The sequence below is a fragment of the Pseudomonas sp. B21-040 genome (assembly GCF_024748695.1).
Classification (GTDB): Bacteria; Pseudomonadota; Gammaproteobacteria; order Pseudomonadales; family Pseudomonadaceae; genus Aquipseudomonas.
The window spans coordinates 3750066-3775801 of record NZ_CP087176.1 but is presented as its reverse complement, the minus strand read 5'-3'; the positions used below and the strand labels follow the sequence as shown (position 1 = coordinate 3775801).

Genomic DNA, 25736 nt, shown 5'->3' with positions numbered 1-25736 from the left:
CCTCTTTCAGGTTATTGCGCAGTGGCTGGTGCCAAAAAAGCGGCTTCCAGCAACTGCTGTGTATACGGATGTTGGGGGGCGGCAAAGATACTTTGCGCGTCTCCCTGTTCGACCACTTGGCCATGCTTGACCACCATCAACTGGTGGCTCAGCGCTTTAACGACAGCCAGGTCATGGCTGATAAACAAATACGTCAGGTTGTACTTGGTTTGCAGTGAACGCAGCAGCTCCACCACTTGGCGTTGTACGGTGCGGTCGAGGGCCGAGGTCGGCTCGTCCAGCAAAATCAACGCCGGTTTTAACACTAATGCCCGGGCAATGGCGATTCTCTGCCGTTGCCCGCCGGAAAATTCGTGGGGGTAGCGGTGCCGGGTTTCCGGGTCCAGACCTACCTCCTTGAGCGCTTCAATAATCGCTTGTTCCTGTTGCGCCTCGGTGCCCATCTTGTGGATCCGCAGGCCTTCGCCGACGATCTGGCTCACGCACATCCGTGGGCTCAGGCTACCAAACGGGTCCTGGAACACCACCTGCATCTCCCGCCGCAGCGGCCTGACCTGTTGCTGCGTCAGGCAGTCTAGCTGCTGGCCTTCAAAACGGATGGCGCCTTTGCTGCCGATCAGCCGCAAAATCGCCAGACCGAGCGTCGACTTGCCCGAACCGCTTTCACCGACAATCCCCAGGGTCTGCCCCTGCGGCAAGCTGAAATTGATCCCGTCCACTGCCTTGATGTGGTCGACGGTCTTTTTCAGCAAACCTTTCTTGATCGGGAACCAGACTTTCAGGTCCTCGACTTGCAGCAATGGCGGCCCGACTATATTGGTCGCCGGCGTGCCGCTGGGCTCCGCTGCCAGCAGTAACCGAGTGTACGGATGCTGCGGCGCGCGGAACAACTCTTCGCACGATGCCTGTTCGACGATGCAACCGCGCTGCATGACACATACGCGATGCGCAATTCTTCGCACAAGGTTCAAATCATGGCTGATCAGCAGCAGCGCCATGCCCAATCGGGCCTGTAATTCCTTGAGCAATTCGAGGATTTTCAGCTGAACGGTCACGTCCAGTGCGGTGGTCGGCTCGTCGGCGATCAGCAGTTCCGGCTCGTTGGCCAGGGCCATGGCGATCATGACCCGCTGGCGCTGGCCGCCGGACAATTCGTGGGGCAGGGCCTTGAGGCGTTTATGCGGTTCGGGGATGCCGACCATCTCCAGCAGTTCCAGAGTGCGTTTGGTCGCCACTTTGCCAGTCAGGCCTTTGTGAATGCCCAGCACTTCATTGATCTGCTTTTCGATGGAGTGCAACGGGTTGAGCGAGGTCATCGGCTCCTGGAAAATCATCGCGATCCGGTTGCCACGGATATGGCGGATGGACTTTTCGCCCATGTTCAGCAGGTTTTTGCCAGCGTACTCGATGGTCCCGGATGGATGCCGGGCGAGCGGGTAGGGCAGCAGTCTCAGGATCGAGTGGGCGGTGACCGATTTACCGGAACCGCTTTCACCGACCAGCGCCAGGGTTTCGCCACGCTTGATATCAAAGCTAACGCCTTCGACCACGCGCTGTACCCGTTCGCCGATACCGAACTCGACGGCCAGGTCGCGCACTTCGATCAGATTGTCCTGATTCATTTCACTTCCTCGGGTCGAAGGCATCGCGAGCGGACTCGCCGATAAACACCAGCAAACTCAACATCAGCGCCAGCACCGCGAACGCGCTGATGCCCAGCCACGGCGCTTGCAGGTTGGATTTGCCCTGGGCCACCAGTTCGCCCAGTGACGGGCTGCCTGCCGGCAGGCCGAAACCGAGGAAATCGAGCGCCGTCAGGGTGCCGATGGCGCCGGTCAGGATGAACGGCATGAACGTCATGGTCGAGACCATGGCGTTGGGCAGGATATGGCGGAACATGATCGCACCGTTCTGCATGCCCAACGCCCGCGCCGCGCGCACGTATTCAAGGTTGCGGCCACGCAGGAACTCGGCGCGCACCACGTCCACCAGGCTCATCCATGAAAACAGCAGCATGATCCCCAGCAGCCACCAGAAATTCGGCTGTACGAAGCTGGCGAGGATGATCAGCAGGTACAGCACCGGCAGCCCGGACCAGATCTCCAGGAAACGCTGCCCGGCCAGATCCACCCAGCCGCCGTAAAAGCCCTGCAAGGCCCCGGCGATCACGCCAATGATCGAGCTGAAAATGGTCAGGGTGAGGGCGAACAACACCGAAATCCGGAAGCCGTAAATCACCCGCGCCAGCACGTCCCGACCCTGGTCGTCCGTGCCAAACAGGTTATCCGCCGACGGCGGTGCCGGGGCCGGGACCTTCAGGTCGTAGTTGATGCTTTGATAGCTGAACGGAATCGGTGCCCACAGCACCCAGGCGTCCTTGGCCTTGAGCAGTTCGCGGATGTACGGGCTCTTGTAGTTGGCTTCGAGCGGGAATTCGCCGCCGAACGTGGTTTCCGGGTAGCGCTTGAGCGCCGGGAAGTACCAACTGTTGTCGTAATGCACCGCCAGCGGTTTGTCATTGGCAATCAGTTCGGCGCCAAGGCTCAGGCCAAACAGCAGCAGAAACAGCCACAGCGACCACCAGCCGCGCTTGTTGGCCTTGAACAGTTCGAAGCGTCGTCGATTGAGCGGGGACAGGTTCATCTCAATGCTCCCGGCTTTCGAAGTCGATGCGCGGATCGACAAAGGTGTAGGTGAGGTCGCCGATGAGTTTCACCACCAGGCCCAGCAAGGTGAAGATAAACAGCGTGCCGAACACCACCGGGTAATCGCGGTTGATCGCGGCTTCAAAGCTCATCAAACCGAGGCCGTCGAGGGAGAAAATCACTTCCACCAGCAACGAGCCGGTAAAGAAGATGCCGATGAAGGCCGACGGGAACCCCGCGATCACCAGCAACATCGCATTGCGGAACACATGGCCGTAGAGCACGCGATGACGGGTCAGGCCTTTGGCTTTGGCGGTGACCACGTACTGCTTGTTGATTTCATCGAGAAAGCTGTTTTTGGTCAGCAGGGTCATGGTCGCGAAGTTGCCGATCACCAGCGCCGTGACGGGGAGCGCCAGGTGCCAGAAGTAATCGAGGACCTTGCCGCCCATGCTCAGCTCATCGAAATTGTTCGACGTCAGGCCGCGCAACGGGAACCAGTCAAAATAGCTGCCGCCGGCGAACACCACGATCAGCAGGATCGCAAACAGGAAGGCCGGGATTGCGTAGCCGACGATGATCGCCGAACTGGTCCAGACGTCGAAGTGGCTGCCATGCCGGGTGGCCTTGGCGATCCCCAGCGGGATCGACACCAGGTACATGATCAGCGTGCTCCATAACCCGAGCGAGATCGACACCGGCATCTTTTCCTTGATCAGGTCGATGACCTTGGCGTCGCGAAAGAAGCTGTCGCCGAAATCCAGTGAGGCGTAGTTCTTGACCATGATCCACAAGCGTTCCGGCGCCGACTTGTCGAAGCCGTACATGTGCTCGATTTCCTTGACCAGCGCCGGGTCCAGGCCTTGGGCGCCGCGATAGGCGGAACCGGCCACCGACACTTCGGCACCGCCACCAGCGATGCGGCTGGTGGCGCCTTCGAAGCCTTCGAGCTTGGCGATCATCTGCTCTACCGGGCCGCCGGGCGCGGCCTGGATGATCACGAAGTTGATCAGCAAAATGCCGAACAAGGTCGGAATGATCAGCAGCAGTCGCCGAAAAATATACGCCAGCATCTGATTACTCCGTGCCCACAGGGTCGGCTTGCAGTTTGATTTCGACTTCTATTGCCGGTTTCGCATCCGGCTTGATCCACCAGGTGTTGATGCCGATGTCGTACTTGGGTGAAATTTTTGGATGACCGATGTGGTTCCAGTACGCCGCGCGCCACGTCTTGATATGCCAGTTGGGGATCACGTAATAACCCCATTGCAGGACGCGGTCCAGTGCGCGGGCATGGGCCACCAGGCTTTTGCGCGAATCGGCGTTGATCAGTTGCTCGACCAACTGGTCCACCACCGGGTCTTTGAGGCCCATCGAATTGCGACTGCCGGGTTTGTCGGCGGCGGCCGACATCCAGAATTCACGCTGTTCATTACCCGGAGAACCGGACTGCGGGAAGCTGCCGACGATCATGTCGAAGTCGCGTGAGCGCACGCGGTTGATGTATTGCGAGACGTCGACCCGGCGGATGACCAGGTCGATCCCCAGATCGCTCAAATTGCGCTTGAACGGCAGCAGTACACGCTCGAACTCGGTCTGGGCCAGCAGGAATTCGATTTTCACCGGTTTGCCCGTGGCATCGACCATTTTGTCATCGACGATCCGCCAACCGGCCTCTTGCAGCAGTTGATAGGCTTCGCGCTGGTGATCGCGAATCATGCCGCTGCCATCCGTCTTCGGGTTCTCAAAGGCTTCGTTGAACACTTGTGCGGGGATCTGGCTGCGAAACGGATCGAGGATCGCCAGTTGGTCGGCATCCGGCAGGCCGGTGGCGGCCATTTCCGAGTTTTCGAAATAGCTGCGGGTGCGCGCATAGGCGCTGTTGAACAACTGCTTGTTGGTCCATTCAAAGTCCAGCAGCAGCGCCAGGGCCTTGCGCACCCGTACATCCTGGAACAGTGGGCGGCGCAGGTTGAACACAAAACCCTGCATGCCGGTGGGGTTGCCGTTGGGGATTTGTTCTTTGATCAGTCGGCCCTCGGTGACGGCCGGGACGTTGTAGGCGTTGGCCCAGTTCTTCGCGGTCATTTCCAGCCAGTAATCGAACTGCCCGGCCTTGAGCGCTTCGAGCGCGACGGTGTTGTCGCGGTAGTACTCGGTGAGCATCACGTCGAAGTTGTAGAACCCGCGATTGACCGGCAAGTCCTTGCCCCAGTAATCCTTGACCCGCTCATAGCGAATGGAGCGCCCGGCCTTCACTTCGCTGACTTTGTACGGGCCGCTGCCCAATGGCATTTCGAGGTTGCCCTTGTTGAAATCGCGGTCCGCCCACCAATGTTTCGGGAGCACCGGCAACTGGCCGAGAATCAAGGGCAGCTCGCGGTTGTTGGAGTGTTTGAACTTGAACAGCACGGTCAGCGGGTCTTCGGCGACCGCTTCCGCAACGTCGTTGTAGTAACCGCGATAGAGCGGCGCGCCGTCCTTGGTCAGCATCTGGAAGCTGAACACCACGTCTTCGGCGCGGATCGGGTGGCCGTCGTGGAAGCGCGCTTCGGGGCGCAGGTAGAAACGCACCCAGCTGTTATCCGGGGCTTTCTCGATCTTGCCGGCCACCAGTCCATATTCGGTGAATGGCTCGTCCAGCCCTTGTTTGGCGAGGGTGTCATAGATGATGCCGATGTCGTCGGCCGGAACGCCCTTGCTGATAAACGGGTTGAGACTGTCGAAGCCACCGAAACCGGCCTGACGGAAGATCCCGCCCTTGGGCGCATCCGGGTTCACGTAGTCGAAATATTTAAAGTCGGCCGGGTACTTCGGCGGCTCGTTGTAGAGGGTCACGGCATGTTGCGGGGCGGCGCAGGCCAGCCCGGCGAACAGCAGACCGCTGGCCTGCAACAGCAGGGCGCGTACGGGTTTCATTGATCTTTCTCCGAAGATTTCAGCCACCACGCGCTCAGGCCCAGGGTGTAGGGCGGCGTGGTCACGAAGGCCAGGCGATTACGGTAGGCCAGGCGGTGATAATTGAGGTACCAGTTGGGAATACTGTAGTGCTGCCACAGCAATACGCGGTCCAGCGCTTTGCCCACGGCCACTTGTTCGTCGCGGCTTTGAGCGGCGAGCAATTGTTCAAGCAAATGATCGACCACCGGGTTGGCGATACCGGCATAGTTTTTACTGCCCTTGATTCCGACCTGGCTGGAGTGGAAATACTGCCACTGCTCCAGACCCGGGCTGAGGGTCTGGTTGAGCGTCATCAGAATCATGTCGAAATCGAACTGATCGAGGCGCTGTTTGTACTGGGCGCGGTCGACGGTGCGAAGTCGCGCGTCGATACCCATGCTGGCGAGGTTCTCGACGTAGGGCTGGAGGATGCGCTCCAGGTTCGGGTTGACCAGCAGGATCTCGAATCGCAGCGGTTGGCCAGCGGCGTTCTGTATGCGCTGGCCATTGAGTTTCCAGCCGGCCTCAGCAAGCAGCCCAAGGGCTTTGCGCAGGGTTTCCCGGGGAATGCCGCGGCCGTCGGTCTGCGGCAGGCTGAACGGCTCGGTGAAGAGTTTGGCGGGCAACTGCTCGCGATACGGCTTGAGCATCAGCCATTCGTGACCAACGGGCAGCCCGGTCGCAGAAAACTCGCTGTTGGGGTAATAACTCAAGGCGCGCTTGTAGGCCCCGCTGAACAGCGTTCGGTTGGTCCACTCGAAGTCAAACATCAGGCCCAGCGCTTCCCGGACCTTGACTTCGGCCAAGGTCGGCCGTCGGGTATTCATGAACAGGCCTTGGCTCTGGGTCGGGATCTGATGCGGGATCTGCACCTTGATCACCTCGCCGCGACGCACCGCCGGGAAGTTGTAACCGTTGTCCCAGTTCTTCGCCTGATGCTCGATGTAAACGTCGAACTCGCCGGCCTTGAAGGCTTCGAAGGCGACATCGCTGTCACGGTAGAACTCGACTTCCATACGATCGAAGTTGTACTTGCCGCGATTGACCGCCAGGTCTTTGCCCCAGTAATCCTTGACCCGCTCAAACACGATCTGCCGCCCGGGGGTTACCGAGGTGATGCGATACGGCCCGCTGCCCAGTGGTGGTTCGAAGGTGGTGGCCTTGAAGTCGCGACCTTTCCAGTAGTGCCGGGACATCACCGGCAATTCGCCCAGCCTCAGGATCAACAACGGATTGCCGGCGCGCTTGAAGACGAAACGAACGCGGTGCGGGTTGAGGATGTCGACGCGCAACACTTCCTGAAGGCTGGTGCGGTACAGCGGATGACCTTCCTTGAGCAGCATGCGGTAGGAGAACGCGACGTCGTACGCGGTGATTGGCGAACCATCGTGGAACCGCGCTTCGGGGCGCAGGTTGAACACCACCCAACTGCGGTCCTCGGTGTATTCCAACGACTGGGCGATCAGGCCATAACTGGAAGTCGGCTCGTCGCCGGACGGTGCGTACTGGCCGGTGCCGACCATTAGCGGTTCATTCAGCTCATTGATCCCGTATTGCAGGAAATTCGGCGTGGTCACCGGGCTCGTGCCCTTGAAGGTGTAAGGATTGAGCGTATCGAAGGTGCCAAACGCCATCACCCGCAATGTACCGCCCTTGGGCGCTTGCGGGTTGACCCAGTCGAAGTGGGTAAATCGGGCCGGGTACTTGAGCGTGCCGAACTGCGCATAACCGTGGCTTTCGCTGATCGTCGCGCTTGCGGTGGAGCTCAAGGCCAGGCTGATCAGGAGCAGGAGGAGGGGACGCTTCAAGTCAGAGATCCGATCCAGGCGGCTTGGGCTTTGTGGGCCGTACAGTAACAGCTTGTATCGACAGGAAAAAGACAGAGGGTAATGCCGGGTTAATTGGACTTACGGGTCCCTTGTAGCAGCTGGCGAAGCCTGCGTCCGACTGCGCAGCAGTCGTAATCCGGCAATCACAGTCTTCCAGTCATACCGCGCCGTTTGAATTTACGACTGCTGCGCCCGAACGCGGACCGGCCGACGCAGGCTGCTACAAGAGATTGGTTCGTTTTTCGGGCAAAAAAAAGCCCCTGATTTCAGGGGCTGTTTTTTAGCGTGGTGAAGACACCGTCAGCATCTGTCCAGGCTTCAACGCCTGGCCGACGCGCGGGTTCCAGCGCTTGAGATGCTGCATCTCGACATTGAAACGTTTGGCAACGATGTACAACGAGTCGCCTTGCTGAACCTTGTATTGGGTCTGCGGTTTCTTCTTGTCGGCTTTGCTGTTCGCGGCGATGACCGTGTTGACGCGGCCGCTATTGCGCTTGGTGGTGTCCTGCATCACCAGCGTCTGGCCTGTCTTGAGATTTTTACCGGAGAGTTTGTTCCAGCGCTGCAGGTCTTTGACGTCAACGTTGTTGGCCTTGGCAATGGAGCCCAGGCTATCGCCGCGTTTGACCCGGTAGGCGCGCTTGATGCTGGCGACTTGAGTCTCGTCGGCGCCTTCGAAGACCGGTTTGAACGACTTCTTGCTGATCAACTCTTCCGGACGCATGGTCGACAGGCTGGTAGTCAGCAACTGCGCTTTGGACGTTGGCACCAGCAGATGCTGGGGGCCGTCGATCGTGGTGCGCTGCTTGAAGGCCGGGTTGAGCTGGAACAGTTCGTCTTCGTCGATGTTGGCCACCGCGGCAACCTTGGACAGGTCCATGCGCTGGTTGATTTCGACGACCTGGAAGTACGGTTCGTTGGCGATCGGGTTGAGGTTCACGCCGTAGGCTTCGGGAGCCAGCACCACTTGCGACAAGGCCAGCAGTTTTGGCACGTAGGCCTGGGTTTCCGACGGCAACGGCAGGTTCCAGTAATCGGTCGGAAGGCCGAGCCTTTCATTGCGCTCGATCGCCCGGCTGACCGTGCCTTCACCGGCATTGTAAGCGGCGAGGGCGAGCATCCAGTCACCGTTGAACATGTCGTGCAGGCGGGTCAGGTAGTCCAGCGCCGCTGTGGTCGAGGCGGTGATGTCGCGACGGCCGTCGTAGAAACGGGTCTGGCGCAGGTTGTAGTAGCGCCCGGTAGACGGGATGAATTGCCAGAGACCCACTGCGTCGGACCGGGAGTAGGCCATCGGGTTGTAGGCGCTTTCAATCACCGGCAACAGCGCCAGTTCAAGCGGCATGTTGCGTTCTTCAAGGCGTTCGATGATGTAGTGAATGTAGAGACTGCCGCGTTCGCCGGCGTTTTCGAGGAAGGAAGGGTTGCTGGCGAACCACAGGCGCTGTTGCTCGATGCGCGGGTTGACGCCCAGACCATCCTGCAACTGGAAGCCCTGGCGCATGCGCTCCCAGACATCCTGAGGGACTTGCGGCGAGGGCTTTTCGCTGAGCCAAATGGGTTTCTGTTTGGCTCGGGCGGCAATATTGGGGGTGTGTGACGCGTCGGTCTGCGGCACATGACTGGAACAACCCGCCAGAGTGGCGGACACAGCCACCGCTATGGCTTGAGCCAAGCGGGTCAATGCGTCTGAATTGATGGCTTTACGAATAGATGACGACATTGGCTGGAAGTAAGTTCCGGGCAAAAATGTCGAGAGATTCTAGAAAGGGTACCCCCTGCGGTCAACCATTCAGAATTTTCATTGCAATAGGATGACGGCTTAGAACGTATCCTTCCAAGCCCGCAAGGCCGCAAAAACCGCACTCGGAGCCCGGTTATTGGGGCCGATCCGTTCGTCCACTTTTTCTTTAACAGATGTTTCAGCGGACCGTAAAAAAGGGTTGGTGAGCTTTTCCAGGGCCAGTGTCGAAGGCAGCGTGATGATCCCGGCTTCACGCTGTCGGGTGACTTTGGCCAGGCGTTCGGCGGTATCCGGATTGTCAGGTTCGACAGCTGCCGCAAATTTCAGGTTGCTCAGGGTGTATTCATGAGTGCAATAGACCAGCGTGTCTTCCGGCAATTCGGCCAGGCGTGACAGCGAGGCGTGCATCTGTTCGGGCGTGCCTTCGAACAACCGTCCACACCCGGCGGCAAACAGCGTGTCACCGCAGAACAGCAGGCCATGATGGTAGTAGGCAATGTGCCCCAGGGTATGACCGGGCACGGCGAAAACATCGAAGTCCCAGCCCAGCACGCTGACCTTGTCGTTGTCCTTGAGCGCGACATCCCGGGCCGGGATGGATTCGCTGGCCGGACCGTAGACTGTCGCGTCTGTCGCCTTTTTCAGCGACTCGACGCCGCCGACGTGGTCATGATGGTGATGAGTGATCAGAATATCGCTCAAGACCCACCCCGGATGCGCCGCAAGCCAGGCCTGCACGGGCGCGGCATCGCCCGGATCGACCACGGCGCAGCGCTGGGTGCGGTGGTCTTGTAACAACCAGATGTAGTTGTCGGTGAAGGCGGGCAGGGCACTGATCTGTATCATCGTCGGATTCGCCAAGCGGAAAACAATGGCGCATCTTAGAACTTCCTGGCGCGTTGGAGAATGCAATGACCGATAAAGCGTTCGCTCAGGCTGATCCCGAGTGGCTGGCCTTGATCAGCGCGGCCCGTGAATGGCTGTCCGGCCCTATCGGGCAATTTTTGCTGGATGAAGAGCGGCGCATGCTCGAAGACGAGTTGGGGCGCTTCTTTGGCGGCTATCTGGTGCATTACGGTCCGTCGGCCCAGACCCCGCCGGCGGCACCCCAGGTGCAGCGCAACGTGCGGCTCGGGGCGCCGTTGCCCGGTGTCGAAATCGTCTGTGAAGAACAGGCGTGGCCGTTGAGCGAGCACGCCGCCGATGTGGTGGTGTTGCAGCATGGCCTGGATTTCTGTCTGTCACCCCACGGGTTACTGCGGGAAGCGGCGAGCAGTGTGCGGCCCGGCGGGCACTTGCTTATCATCGGGATCAATCCCTGGAGCACGTGGGGCTTGCGTCATGTGTTCGCCCATGACGCCATGCGCAAGGCGCGTTGCATCTCGCCTTCACGCGTTGCCGACTGGTTGAACCTGTTGGGTTTCGCGCTGGAGAAACGCCGCTTCGGGTGCTATCGTCCGCCGCTTGCGTCACCTGCCTGGCAGGCTCGTCTGGCCGGTTGGGAACGCAAGGCCGGTGATTGGCAACTGTCGGGTGGCGGTTTCTATTTGTTGGTGGCGCGCAAGATCGTGGTCGGCCTGCGTCCACTTCGTCAGGAGCGGCGCGAACCGATGGGCAAGCTGATTCCTTTGCCGATGGCCAAGGTCAATCGACGCCGTATCGACCCGTAATCCCCTTTTATATTCCCGGCCGGGTCAATCCCCGGCCTCGGGCATCGTCGGTCACTGATCGACGAGCCACCGCATTTTCTGGATAGATTGGCATGAGCGATAGCGTAGAACTCTTTACCGATGGCGCCTGCAAAGGCAACCCTGGTCCTGGTGGCTGGGGTGCATTGCTGGTGTGCAAAGGGGTTGAAAAGGAACTGTGGGGCGGCGAGGCCAACACCACCAACAACCGCATGGAGCTGATGGGGGCGATCCGTGGCCTTGAAGAACTCAAGCGATCCTGCGACGTGCTGCTGGTGACCGACTCCCAGTACGTGATGAAAGGCATCAACGAATGGATGGACAACTGGAAGAAACGCGGCTGGAAAACAGCAGCGAAGGAGCCGGTTAAAAACGCCGACCTGTGGAAGTTGCTGGATGAGCAGGTCAATCGCCACAACGTCACCTGGAAATGGGTGCGCGGGCACATCGGTCACCACGGTAACGAGCGGGCGGACCAGTTGGCCAACCGTGGCGTGGATGAAGTGCGCGGGTTCAAGCAGGCTTGATGATTCCATCGTTCACCTGTGGGAACCGGGCTTGCCCGCGATGAACGATGACGCGGCTTTACTGAAAGTCCGCAGCGTCTGCATCGCGGGCAAGCCCGGCTCCCACAGGGCATCGCAGCATCAAGCTGGCGGTGCGCGCCTGATCCCGCGAGCGTGTTAACATCGCCGCTTTTGCACGATTGACCCGTTGAGAGCTGAACACTGATGGCCACCAGATCCGTTGTACTCGATACCGAAACCACCGGCATGCCGGTGACCGACGGCCACCGGATTATCGAAATCGGTTGTGTCGAGTTGATCGGTCGGCGCCTGACGGGCCGGCATTTTCACGTTTATCTGCAACCCGATCGCGAGAGTGACGAAGGCGCCATCGGCGTCCACGGCATCACCAACGAATTCCTGGTGGGCAAGCCGCGTTTCACTGAAGTGGCCGATGAGTTCTTCGAATTCATCAAGGGCGCCCAGCTGATCATCCATAACGCGGCGTTCGACGTTGGCTTCATCAACAACGAATTCGCCCTGATGGGCCAGCACGATCGCGCGGACATCACGCAACACTGCTCGATCCTGGACACCCTGATGATGGCCCGGGAACGTCACCCCGGGCAGCGCAACAGCCTCGACGCCTTGTGCAAACGTTATGGCGTCGATAACTCTGGCCGTGAACTGCACGGCGCCTTGCTCGACTCCGAGATTCTCGCTGACGTCTACCTGACCATGACCGGCGGCCAGACCAGCCTGTCACTGGCCGGTAATGCGTCCGACGGTAATGGTTCCGGTGAAGGTGCGGACAATTCCGCCACCGAAATCCGTCGCTTGCCGGCCGACCGCACCCCCGCCCGAATCATCCGCGCCAGCGAAGATGACCTGGCCCAGCATGTGGCACGACTGGAAGCCATCGCTAAAGCCGCCGGCGCGCCGTCGCTGTGGCAGCAACTGGCGGATGCCAAGGCCCAGGCCTGAGTCCGTAGCAGCTGCCTCGCGGTGCTCGGCAGCTGCTACAGGTCGTGCATGTATCGACACTCGCCACATCCGCTTCAACCCTCTACCCTGAGGTTATTGGCAGACCATGGTCTGCCGCCTCAGGACACTGAGCCCCATGTATAAAGACTTGAAATTCCCGGTCCTGATCGTCCATCGCGACATCAAGGCCGACACCGTCGCCGGTGACCGCGTACGGGGCATCGCCCGTGAGCTGGAGCAGGAAGGCTTCAGCATTGTTTCGGCGGTGGATTACACCGAAGGGCGGCTAGTTGCGTCGACCCATCACGGCCTCTCGTGCATGTTAATTGCAGCTGAAGACGCCAGCGCCCATTCCCATTTATTGCAGAACATGGCCGAACTGATTGGCCTGGCGCGAGTGCGTGCGCCGGATCTGCCGATCTTTGCCCTGGGTGAGCAGGTGACCCTGGAAAACGCCCCGGCTGATGCCATGGCCGAACTCAATCAGCTGCGCGGGATTCTTTACCTGTTCGAGGACACCGTGCCGTTCCTGGCCCGGCAAGTGGCGCGGGCTGCGCGCAAGTACCTGGACGGACTGTTGCCACCGTTTTTCAAGGCACTGGTGCAACACACCGCCGACTCCAATTATTCCTGGCACACACCGGGCCACGGCGGTGGCGTGGCGTATCACAAGAGCCCCGTCGGGCAAGCGTTTCACCAGTTTTTCGGGGAAAATACCCTGCGTTCGGATTTATCCGTGTCGGTTCCCGAATTGGGTTCCTTGCTCGATCACACAGGGCCGCTGGCCGAAGCAGAAGCACGAGCCGCGCGCAATTTCGGCGCCGATCACACCTTTTTCGTGATCAATGGTACCTCGACCGCCAACAAAATCGTCTGGCATTCGATGGTCGCGCGTGATGATCTGGTGCTGGTGGATCGCAACTGCCACAAGTCGGTATTGCATTCGATCATCATGACCGGCGCCATCCCGTTGTACCTGTGCCCTGAGCGCAATGAACTGGGAATCATCGGCCCGATTCCGTTGAGCGAGTTCAGCCGCGAGTCGATCCAGGCCAAGATCGACGCCAGCCCGCTGACCAAGGGGCGAGCGCCGAAGGTCAAATTGGCGGTGATCACCAACTCGACCTACGACGGCCTTTGCTACAACGCCGAATTGATCAAGCAAAACCTGGGCAACAGCGTCGAGGTGCTGCATTTCGACGAGGCTTGGTATGCCTACGCGGCGTTCCACGAGTTTTTCGCCGGGCGTTACGGCATGGGTACTTCACGCAGCGAAGACAGCCCGCTGGTGTTTACCACGCACTCCACGCACAAGTTGCTGGCAGCGTTCAGCCAGGCGTCGATGATTCATGTCCAGGACGGTGGCGCACGGCAACTGGATCGCGACCGGTTCAACGAAGCGTTCATGATGCACATCTCCACTTCGCCGCAGTACAGCATCATTGCATCGCTGGACGTGGCCTCGGCGATGATGGAAGGGCCGGCCGGGCGTTCGCTGTTGCAGGAAATGTTCGACGAAGCCCTGAGCTTTCGTCGCGCCCTGGCCAATCTACGCCAGCACATCGCGGCGGACGACTGGTGGTTTTCCATCTGGCAGCCGCCATCGGTGGAAGGCATTGATCGCGTGGTCACCGAGGATTGGCTGCTGCAACCCGACGCCGACTGGCATGGCTTTGGCGGTGTGACCGACGATTACGTGCTGCTCGATCCGATCAAAGTCACTCTGGTGATGCCAGGCTTGACGGCAGGTGGCGCGCTAAGTGAGCGCGGGATTCCGGCGGCCGTGGTCAGTAAATTCCTCTGGGAGCGTGGGCTGGTGGTCGAGAAGACCGGGTTGTATTCGTTCCTCGTGCTGTTCTCGATGGGCATCACCAAAGGCAAGTGGAGCACGTTGTTGACCGAGTTGCTGGAGTTCAAGCGCAGCTACGACGCCAACGTCAGCCTGGCAGCCTGCCTGCCGTGCGTGGCACAACAGAGCGGCGGGCGCTATCAAGGCATGGGTTTGCGCGACTTATGTGATCAATTGCACGCCTGTTATCGCAGCAATGCCACGGCCAAGCACCTCAAGCGCATGTACACCGTGCTGCCGGAAGTCGTCATGAAGCCCGCTCACGCCTATGATCATTTAGTGAGAGGCGAGGTGGAGGCGGTGTCCATCGATGCTCTGGACGGACGAATCGCTGCGGTCATGCTGGTGCCGTATCCGCCAGGTATTCCGCTCATCATGCCTGGCGAGCGGTTCACCGAGGCGACCCGGTCAATCATTGACTACCTTTCATTTGCGCGTACTTTTGACAGTAGCTTCCCAGGATTTATCGTCGATGTGCATGGCTTGCAACACGAAGACGAGGGCAATGGACGGCACTACACCGTCGATTGCATCAAGGAGTGAGGACCTTTCCCAGCATGCAACCTGTGATCAATCCCAAGTTCCCGGGCCTGTCGGTGCGTGTCGCCGATGACGGCTTTGCGGCCTATATCTGGGGCAGTGACTTCAGTTTTGAAGTCGCCGCCTATGGTGCTGCCGAAATTGGCAAACCGGTCGAACAGTGGTCGGTGACGCCGATCATCCCTTATCGAAAGTGCTACGGCATTGACCCGGAGGAGTTCAGCAGTTTCCGTGATGCCGCTGACAGCGCGATTTTCATGGCGTATCTCGACGATGAGCCGGTCGGCCATCTGGTGGTCAGCACCAACTGGAACGGTTTTGCGCATATCGACGAGTTAGCGGTGCATGCCCCGGCGCGGCACCATGGCGTGGCCAAAGCGCTGCTGGATGTGGCCCAGTTCTGGAGCCGCAAGAAAAAACTGCCCGGCATCATGCTCGAAACCCAGAACAACAATCTGGGCGCCTGTCGGCTCTATGAGCGGTGCGGGTATGTGATTGGCGGGATCGATCATTTGCGTTATCGCGGGATTGACCCGAACACCGCCGAAGTGGCGCTGTTCTGGTATCGGTTGTTCGATAACTCGCTGGAAGACTCGCTCAGTTCGCCAGCATCGCCGCGGCTTGTTCCGTAATGATGTCCAGCAGTGTCTGAATAGCGGCGTTGGGTTCGCCGTTTTTCAGGGTCAGGGCGTAGAGGCTGATCGGTACTGCCGGGGCCAGCGGACACACATCCAGTCCGCTGGATTTGGCGCCGAGGGCGGTAAACGGGTCGACAATCGCCAGACCTTCACCGGCCTCGACCATGCTGCGCATCATCTGATGCGTCTGGACCCGGATATGTACGACCGGGGCAGGGCGCAAGGCCTGCAGTTTGTTCTCCAGTGCCGGGCTTAGCGGGTCATGACCTTCCAGACCGACCATCGACTGACCTGCCAGATCCTGCAACGAAATGTATTTCTGCTTGGGTTGCAGCCAGCCGTGGGGCGCCAGAAGCTGGAGCTTGCCTTGGGCAATGACCTGGCAATGGATGTCCGCGTGATCGGGATCATGCAGGCTCAACCCCAGGTCGCTTTCGCGCAACAACAAGGTCTTGATGATCTCGCGGGTCGGTTGGCTCAGCAGGTTGCACGGCGCATCGGGCAAGCGTCGGCGCAGGGCAGCGATGCCTTGAGGCAACAATTGTTGGGCCAGGGGCGGGGTGCAGATAATGCGAAGGGGGGCTGCCTGGTAATGCTTGAGGCTGGAGGCCAGCCGCTGGACGGGCTCAAGCGCTTCGTAAACGTGGGCAATTTCGACCTGGAGTTCCCGCGCTTCGCGGGTCGCCTGCAAGCGTCCACGCACGCTGGAAAACAGCATGAAACCCAACTGACCCTCGGCCTCACGCAAAAGGCGTTCAACCTCGGCCACCGGCAACTGCAGCCATTCGGCGGCGGTGCCCAGGTGGCCAGTCTGCACAAGCGCGTGGATCACTTCGATATGGCGTAAACGCATGCGTGAAGTCCATGTTCAGCAGGTGAGAGGATCAGTGACTGAATCCTAACTCAAGTGCGCGCATATGACTTCTGCTCATAACACGCGGTTATGAGGCGACGTTGACTTCTGGCAGGCTGCCGACATACGTGTCGGGTTCACGGACGATGGTCACGTCCGCTTGCACCAGCAGGAATTGGTTTTCATCGAGCTTCTTGACACGATCGCCAATGGCCAGTTTGTAGGTGGTGACAGGCTCCGTGCCGCCAAGGCCGTCCGCCGACAGGGTGGATTCCTGGAACTCATGCACTGAATAAACACGGCCTTCCGCATCTCTTGCATGGAACTGACCGACAAGTACTGCTGCCATCTGTTTAGAACCTCTGGAGATAAATCACTCAATTTTCGGTTCTGTAGACCGTGGTTGGGTGAAGTAAGTTTTCCTACAGGAAAAAAATAGTCAGGGGCGATGAAATTCAGGGCCCGCTGGGTAATTCGTCATCTATAACTACAAGTTCTTTCCATCGCACAGTCGAGACATCTTCCATGAGCAACGTCTACAAGATCGCCGTTGTGGTCGGCAGCTTGAGAAAGGCATCGATCAATCGCAAGGTGGCGCTGGCCCTGGCCGATCTCGCACCGGCCAATCTCAGGCTTGAAATCGTTGAAATCGGCGACCTGCCGCTCTACAACGAAGACATCGATGGTGCTTCACCGCCGGCAGCCTACAGCACTTTCCGCCAACAGGTGCGTTCATCCGACGCAGTGCTGTTCGTCACCCCGGAATATAACCGTTCGGTACCGGCGCCTTTGAAGAATGCCATCGATGTGGGTTCGCGGCCCTATGGCCAGAGCGCCTGGAGCGGCAAACCGGGTGCGGTAATCAGTGCTTCGCCGGGTGCTGTCGGCGGATTCGGCGCGAACCACCACTTGCGCCAGTCCATGGTGTTTCTGGATGTGCCATGCATGCAGCAACCCGAAGCCTACCTTGGAGGCGCCGGCGCGGCGTTCGACGAGGCGGGCAAGCTGTCCGAGTCGGTCAGGCCGTTCCTGCAGAGTTTTATCAACGCTTATGCAAAATGGGTCGAGCAACACAAAAAAGAGTGACAACACCGTCCCCCTGTAGGAGTGAGCCTGCTCGCGATAGCGGTATGTCAGTTGGCATTGATTTGCCTGACACACTGCTATCGCGAGCAGGCTCGCTCCTACAGGGTATTGGGGGTTAGGGGGTGTGCAGCAATCGGCCACGGATCATCGACTCGATCTCCGCCAGCCACGCAGCCGTTTGCGCTGCCGCCGGTTGTGCGGTAACGCAATAACGGCGGCCACCCCAGGCGGTGATCAGCCAGGCATCGATGGTTGTTTCTGATGGCTGCTCAGGTAAATCGCTACACGCCGCAAACGCTTCGCGCCACTTCTGCGACAGCTCCTGGAACACCCGCCGGTGGTGTTTGGGTTCGGCGATCTGGTGTTCATGGGTCATCAGCTCATAGTCGAACAACGGCTGATCAGCATCGGTCGGGTCGCAGGTCATACGGATCAAACGATTGATTCGCGCTTGCCAGTCCAGATGCGTGGGCCGTACAACCTGGTCATCGATGTGCTGCAACAGATTCTCCAGGCAATGGCGGACATAACCGGACAGCAGCGCTTCCTTGCTCGGGAAATAATCGTACAACGTACCGATGGCAACGCCGGCTTCCAGCGCCACCGCGCGCGTGGTCAGCCCCGACCAGCCATCACGTCGCCAAATCCGAACAAACGCCTCGTAAATCGCATCCACGGTGAAGATCGCCCGAGACTGGCTCGGCCGTTTCAGCGGTTTGGCGCGGGGATTGAGGGTAGGCGCAGTGCCCTTGGTGTTTCCGAACCCGCTCTTCATCGGCTGCCACTACTCTGGTGCTACCCGCCACTCACTCGCAGCAGGAGTCTGAAAGATGCAAAGTCCGATCACGGTAACACGGCTGATCACCCGCAAAAACGCCCTCGACCAGAGTCGAATCGAGCAGGAGCAGCGCAGTCTGACTCCGTCTGAAGGGGAGGTGATTGTGAAAATCGACCGCTGTGCGCTGACCACCAACAACATCACTTATGCCGCGTATGGCGATTCGATGAATTACTGGGGTTTTTTCCCTACCGGGAATGCGGAAATGGGGCACATTCCGGCCTGGGGCTTCGCCGATGTGATCGCTTCGACGGTTGAAGGGGTTGCGGTGGGGGAGCGCTTCTACGGCTATTTTCCGATTGCCAGTCACCTGTGGATGCGCCCCGAGCGGGTCACCGAGCGAGGTTTCTATGATGGCGCCGAACACCGGCAGGCACTGACCTCGGCCTATAACCAGTACACCCGGTGCAGTTGGGATCCGTACTACAGCCATGACACCGAAAACCTGCAGATCTTGCTCAAACCGCTGTTTCTGACCTCATCAATGCTGGCGGATTTCCTGCAAGACAACCAATTCTTCGGTGCGACCCGGCTGGTGTTTTCCAGCGCTTCGAGCAAAACCGCCTATGGCACCGCTGTGTGTCTGGAAAACTACCCCGATATCGAGCGGGTTGCGCTGACCTCGGCCGGTAACACGTCCTTCGTCGAAGCGCTCGGCTGTTATGAGCGAACAGTGTCTTACGAGGAGCTGCCGAGCCTGGCCAATGACCGTCCTGTTCTGTACGTGGATTTTTCTGGCGACCTGGGTTTGCGTGATCGTGTGCATCAGCAATTCGCCGGACAACTGGTTTACAGCTGCTTCGCCGGTTCGGCACAAAGCACGGATGAAGCACAACTGAGCGCCATCGAGGGCCCGCAACCGGTGTTCTTTTTTGCGCCGATCCAGTTGCGCAAGCGCAATGCCGAGTGGGGGCCAGAGCGAGTCAGCCAACATATCGGCGATGGCTTGCAGCGGTTTTATGGGCAAGTGACCGCATCCGCCAACCCGCTGCTTGAGGTGGTGCAAAGCGACGGTTATGAGGCGGCGCAGACGGTGATTACGCGGTTGTTCAACGGCCAGGTCGCGCCAGTGCAAGGGCATGTCATCCGTTTGTAACCTGTGTAGCAGCTGACGAGCAGCGCGAGGCTGCGTCCGGCTCGGTCCGCGCTCGGACGCAGCCTCGTGCTGCTCGACAGCTGCTACGGGATTCGTTGTGTAGAAAATGGGGGCTTTACTCTGTTCGTGTGTTGCGGCTGAATCGCGGTTTGTTTTTTGCGCACAAGGTTGCTTTGCATGCTGACTGCTTCACTGATTTTCCTGCTGACCATCACGCTGGTGATCTGGCAACCCAAAGGCCTGGGTGTCGGCTGGAGTGCAGTCTTCGGGGCGGTGCTGGCACTGATATTTGGTGTCGTGCAGCTAAGCGATATCCCCATTGTGTGGCAGATCATCTGGAACGCCACCGGCACCTTCGTCGCGCTGATCATCATCAGCCTGTTGCTGGACGAGGCGGGCTTTTTTGCCTGGGCTGCCTTGCATGTGGCCCGCTGGGGGCGGGGCAGTGGACGCAAGCTTTTTGCTTATATGGTGCTGCTTGGTGCGTTGGTGTCGGCATTGTTCGCCAATGATGGCGCGGCGTTGATTCTCACACCCATCGTGATCTCGATGCTGTTGGCATTGCGATTTTCTCCGGCGGCGACGCTGGCGTTCGTGATGGGCGCCGGTTTCATCGCCGACACGGCGAGCCTGCCGCTGGTGGTGTCGAACCTGGTGAACATTGTGTCCGCCGACTTCTTCCATATCACCTTCAATCGGTATGCGGCGGTGATGATCCCGGTCAACCTGGTGAGCGTCGCGGCAACGTTGGCGATGCTGATGTGGTTCTTTCGCAGAGACATTCCCAGGAATTACGACCCCGAGCAATTGGATCATCCCGCCACTGCGATCCATGACAAGGCGACGTTTTACGCCGGATGGGCGGTGCTGGTGATTCTGTTAGTGGGGTGTTTTGCCCTGGAACCGCTGGGCATTCCGATCAGCGCCATTTCTGCGGTGTGCGCCGCGCTGCTGCTGGCAATCGCTGCCCGTGGCCACAAAATTTCCACGCGCAAGGTGATGAAAGAAGCACCGTGGCAGATCGTGATTTTCTCGCTGGGCATGTACCTCGTGGTGTATGGCTTGCGAAATGCCGGGCTGACCGGGTATCTGGCGGGCTGGCTGGACGGGTTTGCACAGTACGGTGTCTGGGGCGCGGCCCTGGGCACGGGTGTGCTGACGGCAATTTTGTCGTCGATCATGAACAATTTGCCGACGGTACTGATCGGTTTGCTGTCGATCGATGCGAGCCAGGCCAGCGGCGTGGTGAAGGAGGCGATGATTTATGCCAACGTCATTGGTAGCGATCTGGGGCCGAAAATCACGCCGATTGGCAGTCTGGCGACGTTATTGTGGCTGCATGTGCTGGAGCGCAAGAGTATCCGGATCGGCTGGGGTTATTACTTCAAGGTCGGGATTGTTCTGACGGTGCCGGTGTTGTTGGTGACGTTGGCGGCGCTGGCGGTGCGGTTGACGATTTAAATCGAGTTGGCCTCATCGCGGGCAAGCCTTGCTCCTACAGGATCGGGTCGATCACGAATTTTGCGATTGACACACGACCCGTACGAGCAAGGCTTGCCCGCGATGGGGCCATATCTGCCACTACCAATCTCAACCACTGCCCGGCACATTCGGCCAAAGATCCGCCACCAGAAACAACCGTTCCGCTTCCTCCCAATCCCCTTCGGTATTTTCGGTCAGGCGCACCATCAACTGCGCCGGGGCCTGGGGTTGGAGGTCGCTCAGCCAGGCGCTCAGTTGTTCCGGGCTCCATGTCTGTTCTGCGGGATAATGCGCCGGCGCCAGCCAGGCATGGCGGGGCAGGGGTTGCCATCGGCCGTAAGGCCGTCGCACGACAAAGTCTGCCCAGTCTTTCTGATGCAGCCAGCTACCGCGCAAATGCTGCGGATGCGCACCGTCGGGTGGCTCGGCGTGTCCGGGCCACGGATACAACAGGTAACCGCCGAGCCACAAGTGCGCACTGAACTGCTGGATATCGAGGGCCGCGAGCACTTCGCGACTGTCGGTACGGGCAGAAATGGGCAGTTGATGCTGAGTCAGGTGCGCCAGTTTGCGGTCCAGCCGATCATGACAACCGGGACCGAGCCACTGCGCGGTGTCTTGCCCGTTACCATTTTGCGGTCCGAGATAGAGCTTGATCGCCAGTTCCAGGTGATGCACACCGTCGCGGTCGCGCAGCAACATGTCCAGCTCGCCCAGCGTATGCCCTTCACGTCTGATCGGCAGGTTGGCGGCAATCAGCTCGATCCCCGGGGCGTGCCGCACCGCGTATTGCCATAACCGTTCGTAGTACAGGCCTAAACGCCGGGTTCGGGCCTGGGACAGCCAGTGCAACAAGTCATAACTGTCGCGGTCCAGTTGCCGCAACCAGCGCTCCAGGTGTTCCGGTTGTTGCACCCACTCGCTGCCGGCCAGCGGATGACGTTGCGGCCACGGCGTATCGAGGAGCATCGGCGGTGCGAGGATGACCCACGCCAGGTCGCGCACTTCGGGGTGGCGCAACTGATGGGGCAACGTGAGCAAATCGGGAAATAGGATCATCTTGCGAGCATAGCCCTAAACATGAGTACACCCTTGTGGCTGAAAGGATTTTGTCTATCCCGCGCTTTCGCCCATAATCGCCTTTTTCGCCGTCCTTGCAGGAACACCATGGAGCAATTTCGTAATATTGGCATCATCGGTCGCCTGGGCAGTTCTCAGGTGCTGGATACCGTCCGCCGACTGAAACGGTTTCTGCTCGATCGTCACTTGCACGTGATCCTTGAGGACACCATCGCCGAAGTCCTTCCGGGGCATGGCCTGCAAACCTCGTCACGCAAGATGCTCGGCGAAGTCTGTGACATGGTGATTGTGGTCGGCGGTGACGGCAGCCTGCTGGGCGCCGCCCGGGCGCTGGCCAAGCACAATATCCCGGTGCTTGGCATCAACCGTGGCAGCCTCGGTTTCCTGACCGATATTCGCCCTGATGAACTGGAAGTCAAAGTCGCCGAAGTGCTCGACGGGCACTACCTGGTGGAAAACCGCTTCCTGCTGCAAGCCGAAGTCCGCCGTCACGCTGAAGCCATCGGCCAGGGTGATGCGCTGAACGACGTGGTGCTGCACCCCGGCAAATCGACGCGGATGATCGAGTTCGAGCTGTACATCGACGGCCAGTTCGTTTGCAGCCAGAAGGCCGACGGCCTGATCGTCGCGACGCCTACCGGTTCGACCGCCTACGCGCTGTCAGCGGGTGGACCGATCATGCATCCCAAGCTTGACGCTATTGTGATTGTGCCGATGTACCCCCATACCTTGTCGGGTAGGCCGATAGTGGTCGATGGCAACAGTGAGCTGAAAATCGTCGTGTCCAAAGATATGCAGATTTACCCGCAAGTCTCCTGTGACGGGCAGAACCACTTCACCTGCGCACCGGGTGACACCATCACCATCAGCAAAAAAGCGCAGAAGTTGCGGCTGATCCACCCCCTTGACCACAATTACTATGAAGTCTGCCGGACCAAGCTCGGTTGGGGCAGCCGATTGGGTGGTGGAGGCGACTGATGCTCGATCCCGCGCGTAGCTACGACCTGATCGGTGACGTGCACGGTTGCGCTCTGACCCTTGAGCACTTGCTCGACCGGCTCGGTTATCACAAACAAGGTGGCGTCTGGCGGCATCCATCGCGCATGGCCGTGTTCGTCGGCGACATCATCGACCGCGGCCCGCGCATTCGCGAGGCGCTGCACATCGTCCATGACATGGTCGAGGCCGGCCAGGCGCTGTGCATCATGGGCAACCATGAATTCAACGCGCTGGGCTGGAGCACCCCGGCGCCACCGGGCAGCGGCAAACAGTTTGTCCGTGAGCACACGCCGCGCCATGCCCGGTTACTGGGCGAAACCCTCAGCCAGTTCGAAGATCATCCCGGCGACTGGCATGACTTCCTGCAATGGTTCTACGAGTTGCCGTTGTTTATCGATGCCGGGCGCTTCCGGGTGGTGCATGCCTGCTGGGATTCGGGCCTGATCGAGCCGTTGCGCGGGCTGTTCCCCAATGGCTGCGTCGATGAGCATTTCCTTCAGGCATCGGCCGTGCCCGGCAGTTTCGCCTGCACCGTGTTCGACCGGCTGCTGCGCGGCACCGACATGCGCTTGCCCCATGGCTTGACCATGACCAGCGGCGACGGTCTGGTGCGTTCGTTCTTTCGCACCAAGTTCTGGGAAGACGACCCGCAAACCTACGGAGACATCGTGTTCCAACCGGACGCATTGCCTGAGCCGGTGGCGCAGACGCCACTGTCTTCCACGGAAAAGAACACGTTGCTGCGCTATGGGATCGATGAGCCACTGTTGTTCGTTGGCCACTACTGGCGCAGCGGCAAACCGGCACCGATTCGCCCGAACCTGGCCTGTCTGGATTACAGCGCAGTGCTCTACGGCAAACTGGTCGCCTATCGCCTGGATCAGGAGACCCGTCTCGATCCGCACAAATTTGTCTGGGTCGATGTCGAACGGCCGGAGGTGCTGCAATGAGTGCTGTTGCCGTATTGCGTCTGCCACTGGCGGTGGACTTGAGCGGGTTCGTCAAATTGCTGCAGCGCATGCAGGTGCCGCATCGCGTCAGCGAAGAGTCGGGCGAACAGGTGCTCTGGGTGCCGGCCAATATCAGCGAAGACGTGCGCTCGTTGTACGAACGCTTTCCGGCCGGTGATCCCGATCAGCAACTGGACATTCCGGTGGCGCAAACGACCCAACGCCCCGGTTTCGTCGAACAACTTCGCTATGCCAAGGCCACCGCGGCGGTTTTGCTGCTGAGCATCCTCGTCGGCGCGGTGACGTTGTTGGGCGAAAACCTCGACACGATGCGCTGGCTGACCTTCCTCGATTTCCGCGTGGTGGGCGAATACATCCATTTCGTCCCGTTGGCCGACAGCCTGGCGGCGGGGCAGTGGTGGCGCCTGATGACGCCGATGCTGATCCACTTCGGCATCTTGCACCTGGCCATGAACGGCATGTGGTACTGGGAACTGGGTCGGCGTATCGAATCGCGACAGGGCAGCATCAACCTGATCGGCCTGACGCTGCTGTTCAGCCTGGTGTCCAACTACGCGCAGTATTTTTTCAGCGGCCCGACCTTGTTCGGCGGCTTGTCCGGCGTACTGTACGGCCTGCTCGGGCATTGCTGGATCTTCCAGTTGTTGTCGCCGAACCCGGCTTATCGCCTGCCGCGTGGTGTGTTGGTGATGATGTTGGTGTGGCTGGTGCTGTGTATGTCCGGGCTGATCTCGATGATCGGTTTCGGTGAGATCGCCAATGCGGCCCACGTCAGCGGGTTGCTCGTCGGATGCCTGACCGGTTTGTTGGGTGGTTTGTACAACCGCCGTAAACTGGCCGTCTAAACAAGTTACGTATTCAATCGCGCGGAGACCCTGATGTCCTCTTTTAACGAAATGATCAAAAACATCACCCCCGATATCTACCAGAGCCTGAAACTGGCGGTGGAAATCGGCAAATGGTCCGACGGTGGCAAACTCACCGCCGAACAACGCGAGCTGTCGTTGCAAGCGATGATCGCCTGGGAAATCCAGAACCTGCCCGAAGAAGAGCGGACGGGCTTCATGGGGGTGCAGGAATGCGGCTCCAAATCGATTGAAATACCCAATATTCTGTTCAAATCGGATGCCGTCCATTGATCGAGATTGGCCGTGGTGCAATCAGTAAAATGTCGGCGCGTCTTGACGGGTCCGACGTGCAGTACGCATTGCGTCTGGGTGATGTCGAGGTGCCGGTCAATCCATTGATCGGCACTACCGTGCGCCTGGAATACCTGGGGGCGATTCATTGCACCCATTGCGGACGCAAGACCAAAACCAGTTTCAGCCAAGGGTATTGCTACCCGTGCATGACCAAACTGGCGCAGTGCGACCTCTGCATCATGAGCCCGGAGCGTTGCCATTACGACGCTGGTACTTGCCGTGAGCCGGCATGGGGCGAACAGTTCTGCATGACCGATCACATCGTGTACCTGTCCAATTCGTCGGGGGTGAAAGTCGGGATTACCCGCGCTACCCAACTGCCGACCCGCTGGATCGATCAGGGCGCCCGTCAGGCGTTGCCGATCATGCGCGTGTCGACCCGTCAGCAGTCGGGGTTCGTCGAAGACCTGTTCCGCAGTCAAGTGGCGGACAAAACCAACTGGCGTGCGTTGCTCAAGGGCGAGGCGGCGTCGGTGGACCTGGCCGAGGTTCGCGACCAACTGTTTGATAGCTGCGCCGAGGGCTTGAAAACATTGCAGGAACGATTTGGCCTGCAAGCGATCCAGACCATTGCCGACGTAGAAACGCTCGAGATCCGTTATCCGGTCGAGCAGTACCCGGCCAAGATCGTCAGCTTCAACCTGGACAAGAACCCGATTGCCGAAGGCACGCTGCTGGGGGTCAAGGGCCAATACCTGATCTTCGACACTGGCGTGATCAATATTCGTAAATACACGGCTTATCAGCTCGCCGTGCATCAGTAAGG

At 59.5% G+C, this 25736-nt stretch carries 24 protein-coding genes; 13 read left to right on the top strand and 11 right to left on the bottom strand.

From position 1 onward, the window contains the following. Window positions 1-11: 11 nt before the first annotated feature. The 7 genes from LOY55_RS17245 to gloB all read right to left on the bottom strand — a co-directional run bounded on the left by LOY55_RS17245 (window position 12) and on the right by gloB (window position 10004). Complete coding sequence (locus LOY55_RS17245) at window positions 12-1622, bottom strand: ABC transporter ATP-binding protein (RefSeq protein ID WP_109786548.1); 1611 nt, start codon at window positions 1620-1622, stop codon at window positions 12-14. Between the two features lies 1 nt (window position 1623). Next, window positions 1624-2643 (bottom strand): ABC transporter permease, encoded by a 1020-nt coding sequence (locus LOY55_RS17240; protein ID WP_109786547.1) that lies wholly within the window; start codon window positions 2641-2643, stop codon window positions 1624-1626. A gap of 1 nt (window position 2644) precedes the next feature. Continuing rightward, window positions 2645-3718 carry a microcin C ABC transporter permease YejB gene (locus LOY55_RS17235; protein WP_046032111.1) on the bottom strand — a complete coding sequence of 358 codons (1074 nt, stop codon included), beginning with the start codon at window positions 3716-3718 and terminating at the stop codon, window positions 2645-2647. Window positions 3719-3722: 4 nt separating this feature from the next. Continuing rightward, window positions 3723-5564, bottom strand: coding sequence for an extracellular solute-binding protein (locus tag LOY55_RS17230; RefSeq protein ID WP_046032112.1), 1842 nt, complete (start codon window positions 5562-5564; stop codon window positions 3723-3725). Beyond that, window positions 5561-7375: an extracellular solute-binding protein gene (locus LOY55_RS17225; RefSeq protein WP_408981001.1), complete on the bottom strand. Its 1815-nt coding sequence runs from the start codon at window positions 7373-7375 to the stop codon at window positions 5561-5563. Before LOY55_RS17225 ends, LOY55_RS17230 begins: the two co-directional genes overlap by 4 nt. 319 nt (window positions 7376-7694) lie before the next feature. Next, on the bottom strand, window positions 7695-9137 hold the full coding sequence (locus LOY55_RS17220; RefSeq protein WP_109786544.1) for a transglycosylase SLT domain-containing protein: 1443 nt from the start codon (window positions 9135-9137) through the stop codon (window positions 7695-7697). 99 nt (window positions 9138-9236) lie between these two features. Next, window positions 9237-10004 (bottom strand): hydroxyacylglutathione hydrolase, encoded by a 768-nt coding sequence (gene gloB, locus LOY55_RS17215; RefSeq protein ID WP_046032115.1) that lies wholly within the window; start codon window positions 10002-10004, stop codon window positions 9237-9239. A gap of 65 nt (window positions 10005-10069) precedes the next feature. Here gloB and LOY55_RS17210 point away from each other — a divergent pair, with 65 nt between their 5' ends. From LOY55_RS17210 to LOY55_RS17190, 5 genes are all read left to right on the top strand, one after another. Then, a complete protein-coding gene (locus tag LOY55_RS17210; RefSeq protein WP_046032116.1) occupies window positions 10070-10828 on the top strand; it encodes a methyltransferase domain-containing protein in 759 nt (252 codons plus the stop codon). Between the two features lie 92 nt (window positions 10829-10920). Next, window positions 10921-11373, top strand: a complete 453-nt coding sequence (rnhA, locus tag LOY55_RS17205; RefSeq protein WP_007944583.1) for a ribonuclease HI — start codon at window positions 10921-10923, stop codon at window positions 11371-11373. Between the two features lie 204 nt (window positions 11374-11577). Then, window positions 11578-12336: a DNA polymerase III subunit epsilon gene (gene dnaQ, locus LOY55_RS17200; protein ID WP_046032117.1), complete on the top strand. Its 759-nt coding sequence runs from the start codon at window positions 11578-11580 to the stop codon at window positions 12334-12336. Between the two features lie 136 nt (window positions 12337-12472). Next, window positions 12473-14728, top strand: a complete 2256-nt coding sequence (locus LOY55_RS17195; protein WP_109786541.1) for an Orn/Lys/Arg decarboxylase N-terminal domain-containing protein — start codon at window positions 12473-12475, stop codon at window positions 14726-14728. 14 nt (window positions 14729-14742) lie between these two features. Next, the gene (locus LOY55_RS17190) at window positions 14743-15357 is read left to right on the top strand and encodes a GNAT family N-acetyltransferase (protein ID WP_223523557.1); all 615 of its coding nucleotides are present in this window, start codon (window positions 14743-14745) and stop codon (window positions 15355-15357) included. On the opposite strand, the gene LOY55_RS17185 is transcribed toward LOY55_RS17190, so the two are convergent. Both LOY55_RS17185 and LOY55_RS17180 read right to left on the bottom strand, forming a co-directional pair. Further along, window positions 15323-16216: a LysR family transcriptional regulator gene (locus LOY55_RS17185; protein ID WP_223523555.1), complete on the bottom strand. Its 894-nt coding sequence runs from the start codon at window positions 16214-16216 to the stop codon at window positions 15323-15325. The two genes, LOY55_RS17190 and LOY55_RS17185, sit on opposite strands and share 35 nt — an antisense overlap. 88 nt (window positions 16217-16304) lie before the next feature. Further along, window positions 16305-16565, bottom strand: a complete 261-nt coding sequence (locus tag LOY55_RS17180; RefSeq protein WP_046032121.1) for a hypothetical protein — start codon at window positions 16563-16565, stop codon at window positions 16305-16307. 176 nt (window positions 16566-16741) lie between these two features. On the opposite strand from LOY55_RS17180, the gene LOY55_RS17175 reads away from it, so the two are divergent. After that, a complete protein-coding gene (locus tag LOY55_RS17175) occupies window positions 16742-17302 on the top strand; it encodes an NADPH-dependent FMN reductase (RefSeq protein ID WP_046032122.1) in 561 nt (186 codons plus the stop codon). 115 nt (window positions 17303-17417) lie between these two features. On the opposite strand, the gene LOY55_RS17170 is transcribed toward LOY55_RS17175, so the two are convergent. Continuing rightward, the gene (locus LOY55_RS17170) at window positions 17418-18077 is read right to left on the bottom strand and encodes a TetR/AcrR family transcriptional regulator (RefSeq protein ID WP_109786539.1); all 660 of its coding nucleotides are present in this window, start codon (window positions 18075-18077) and stop codon (window positions 17418-17420) included. Between the two features lie 55 nt (window positions 18078-18132). On the opposite strand from LOY55_RS17170, the gene LOY55_RS17165 reads away from it, so the two are divergent. Then, entirely contained in the window at window positions 18133-19236 is a 1104-nt protein-coding gene (locus LOY55_RS17165; protein ID WP_046032124.1) for a DUF2855 family protein, read from the top strand. 177 nt (window positions 19237-19413) lie between these two features. Then, on the top strand, window positions 19414-20697 hold the full coding sequence (locus tag LOY55_RS17160; RefSeq protein ID WP_046032125.1) for an arsenic transporter: 1284 nt from the start codon (window positions 19414-19416) through the stop codon (window positions 20695-20697). A gap of 129 nt (window positions 20698-20826) precedes the next feature. Here LOY55_RS17160 and LOY55_RS17155 read toward each other — a convergent pair whose 3' ends face one another. Next, window positions 20827-21777 carry a DUF1853 family protein gene (locus tag LOY55_RS17155; protein ID WP_046032126.1) on the bottom strand — a complete coding sequence of 317 codons (951 nt, stop codon included), beginning with the start codon at window positions 21775-21777 and terminating at the stop codon, window positions 20827-20829. A 108-nt stretch (window positions 21778-21885) separates the two neighbouring features. Here LOY55_RS17155 and LOY55_RS17150 point away from each other — a divergent pair, with 108 nt between their 5' ends. Genes LOY55_RS17150 through LOY55_RS17130 form a run of 5 tightly spaced genes read left to right on the top strand, consistent with a single transcriptional unit; the run spans window position 21886 to window position 25734 of the window. Then, window positions 21886-22776, top strand: a complete 891-nt coding sequence (locus LOY55_RS17150; protein ID WP_027923400.1) for an NAD(+) kinase — start codon at window positions 21886-21888, stop codon at window positions 22774-22776. Continuing rightward, entirely contained in the window at window positions 22773-23747 is a 975-nt protein-coding gene (locus LOY55_RS17145) for a metallophosphoesterase (protein ID WP_408981000.1), read from the top strand. Before LOY55_RS17150 ends, LOY55_RS17145 begins: the two co-directional genes overlap by 4 nt. Next, window positions 23744-24613 (top strand): rhomboid family intramembrane serine protease, encoded by an 870-nt coding sequence (locus tag LOY55_RS17140; protein ID WP_046032128.1) that lies wholly within the window; start codon window positions 23744-23746, stop codon window positions 24611-24613. Before LOY55_RS17145 ends, LOY55_RS17140 begins: the two co-directional genes overlap by 4 nt. A gap of 33 nt (window positions 24614-24646) precedes the next feature. Next, window positions 24647-24907: a YeaC family protein gene (locus LOY55_RS17135; RefSeq protein ID WP_046032129.1), complete on the top strand. Its 261-nt coding sequence runs from the start codon at window positions 24647-24649 to the stop codon at window positions 24905-24907. Further along, window positions 24904-25734: a DUF2797 domain-containing protein gene (locus tag LOY55_RS17130; RefSeq protein ID WP_258665911.1), complete on the top strand. Its 831-nt coding sequence runs from the start codon at window positions 24904-24906 to the stop codon at window positions 25732-25734. The genes LOY55_RS17135 and LOY55_RS17130 overlap by 4 nt, the downstream gene beginning before the upstream one ends. Window positions 25735-25736 lie beyond the last annotated feature (2 nt).

Bases quoted from the DNA above. Each gene is read 5' to 3' on its own strand.
- LOY55_RS17210 (WP_046032116.1), top strand. From the start codon at position 10,070: ATGACCGATAAAGCGTTCGCTCAGGCTGATCCCGAGTGGCTGGCCTTG.
- LOY55_RS17140 (WP_046032128.1), top strand. From the start codon at position 23,744: ATGAGTGCTGTTGCCGTATTGCGTCTGCCACTGGCGGTGGACTTGAGC.
- LOY55_RS17170 (WP_109786539.1), bottom strand. From the start codon at position 18,077: ATGAAGAGCGGGTTCGGAAACACCAAGGGCACTGCGCCTACCCTCAAT.
- LOY55_RS17155 (WP_046032126.1), bottom strand. From the start codon at position 21,777: ATGATCCTATTTCCCGATTTGCTCACGTTGCCCCATCAGTTGCGCCAC.
- LOY55_RS17150 (WP_027923400.1), top strand. From the start codon at position 21,886: ATGGAGCAATTTCGTAATATTGGCATCATCGGTCGCCTGGGCAGTTCT.
- LOY55_RS17230 (WP_046032112.1), bottom strand. From the start codon at position 5,564: ATGAAACCCGTACGCGCCCTGCTGTTGCAGGCCAGCGGTCTGCTGTTC.
- LOY55_RS17245 (WP_109786548.1), bottom strand. From the start codon at position 1,622: ATGAATCAGGACAATCTGATCGAAGTGCGCGACCTGGCCGTCGAGTTC.
- LOY55_RS17180 (WP_046032121.1), bottom strand. From the start codon at position 16,565: ATGGCAGCAGTACTTGTCGGTCAGTTCCATGCAAGAGATGCGGAAGGC.
- LOY55_RS17185 (WP_223523555.1), bottom strand. From the start codon at position 16,216: ATGCGTTTACGCCATATCGAAGTGATCCACGCGCTTGTGCAGACTGGC.
- LOY55_RS17190 (WP_223523557.1), top strand. From the start codon at position 14,743: ATGCAACCTGTGATCAATCCCAAGTTCCCGGGCCTGTCGGTGCGTGTC.
- LOY55_RS17220 (WP_109786544.1), bottom strand. From the start codon at position 9,137: ATGTCGTCATCTATTCGTAAAGCCATCAATTCAGACGCATTGACCCGC.
- LOY55_RS17175 (WP_046032122.1), top strand. From the start codon at position 16,742: ATGAGCAACGTCTACAAGATCGCCGTTGTGGTCGGCAGCTTGAGAAAG.
- LOY55_RS17135 (WP_046032129.1), top strand. From the start codon at position 24,647: ATGTCCTCTTTTAACGAAATGATCAAAAACATCACCCCCGATATCTAC.
- LOY55_RS17235 (WP_046032111.1), bottom strand. From the start codon at position 3,718: ATGCTGGCGTATATTTTTCGGCGACTGCTGCTGATCATTCCGACCTTG.
- rnhA (WP_007944583.1), top strand. From the start codon at position 10,921: ATGAGCGATAGCGTAGAACTCTTTACCGATGGCGCCTGCAAAGGCAAC.
- dnaQ (WP_046032117.1), top strand. From the start codon at position 11,578: ATGGCCACCAGATCCGTTGTACTCGATACCGAAACCACCGGCATGCCG.
- LOY55_RS17240 (WP_109786547.1), bottom strand. From the start codon at position 2,643: ATGAACCTGTCCCCGCTCAATCGACGACGCTTCGAACTGTTCAAGGCC.
- LOY55_RS17195 (WP_109786541.1), top strand. From the start codon at position 12,473: ATGTATAAAGACTTGAAATTCCCGGTCCTGATCGTCCATCGCGACATC.
- LOY55_RS17165 (WP_046032124.1), top strand. From the start codon at position 18,133: ATGCAAAGTCCGATCACGGTAACACGGCTGATCACCCGCAAAAACGCC.
- LOY55_RS17160 (WP_046032125.1), top strand. From the start codon at position 19,414: ATGCTGACTGCTTCACTGATTTTCCTGCTGACCATCACGCTGGTGATC.
- gloB (WP_046032115.1), bottom strand. From the start codon at position 10,004: ATGATACAGATCAGTGCCCTGCCCGCCTTCACCGACAACTACATCTGG.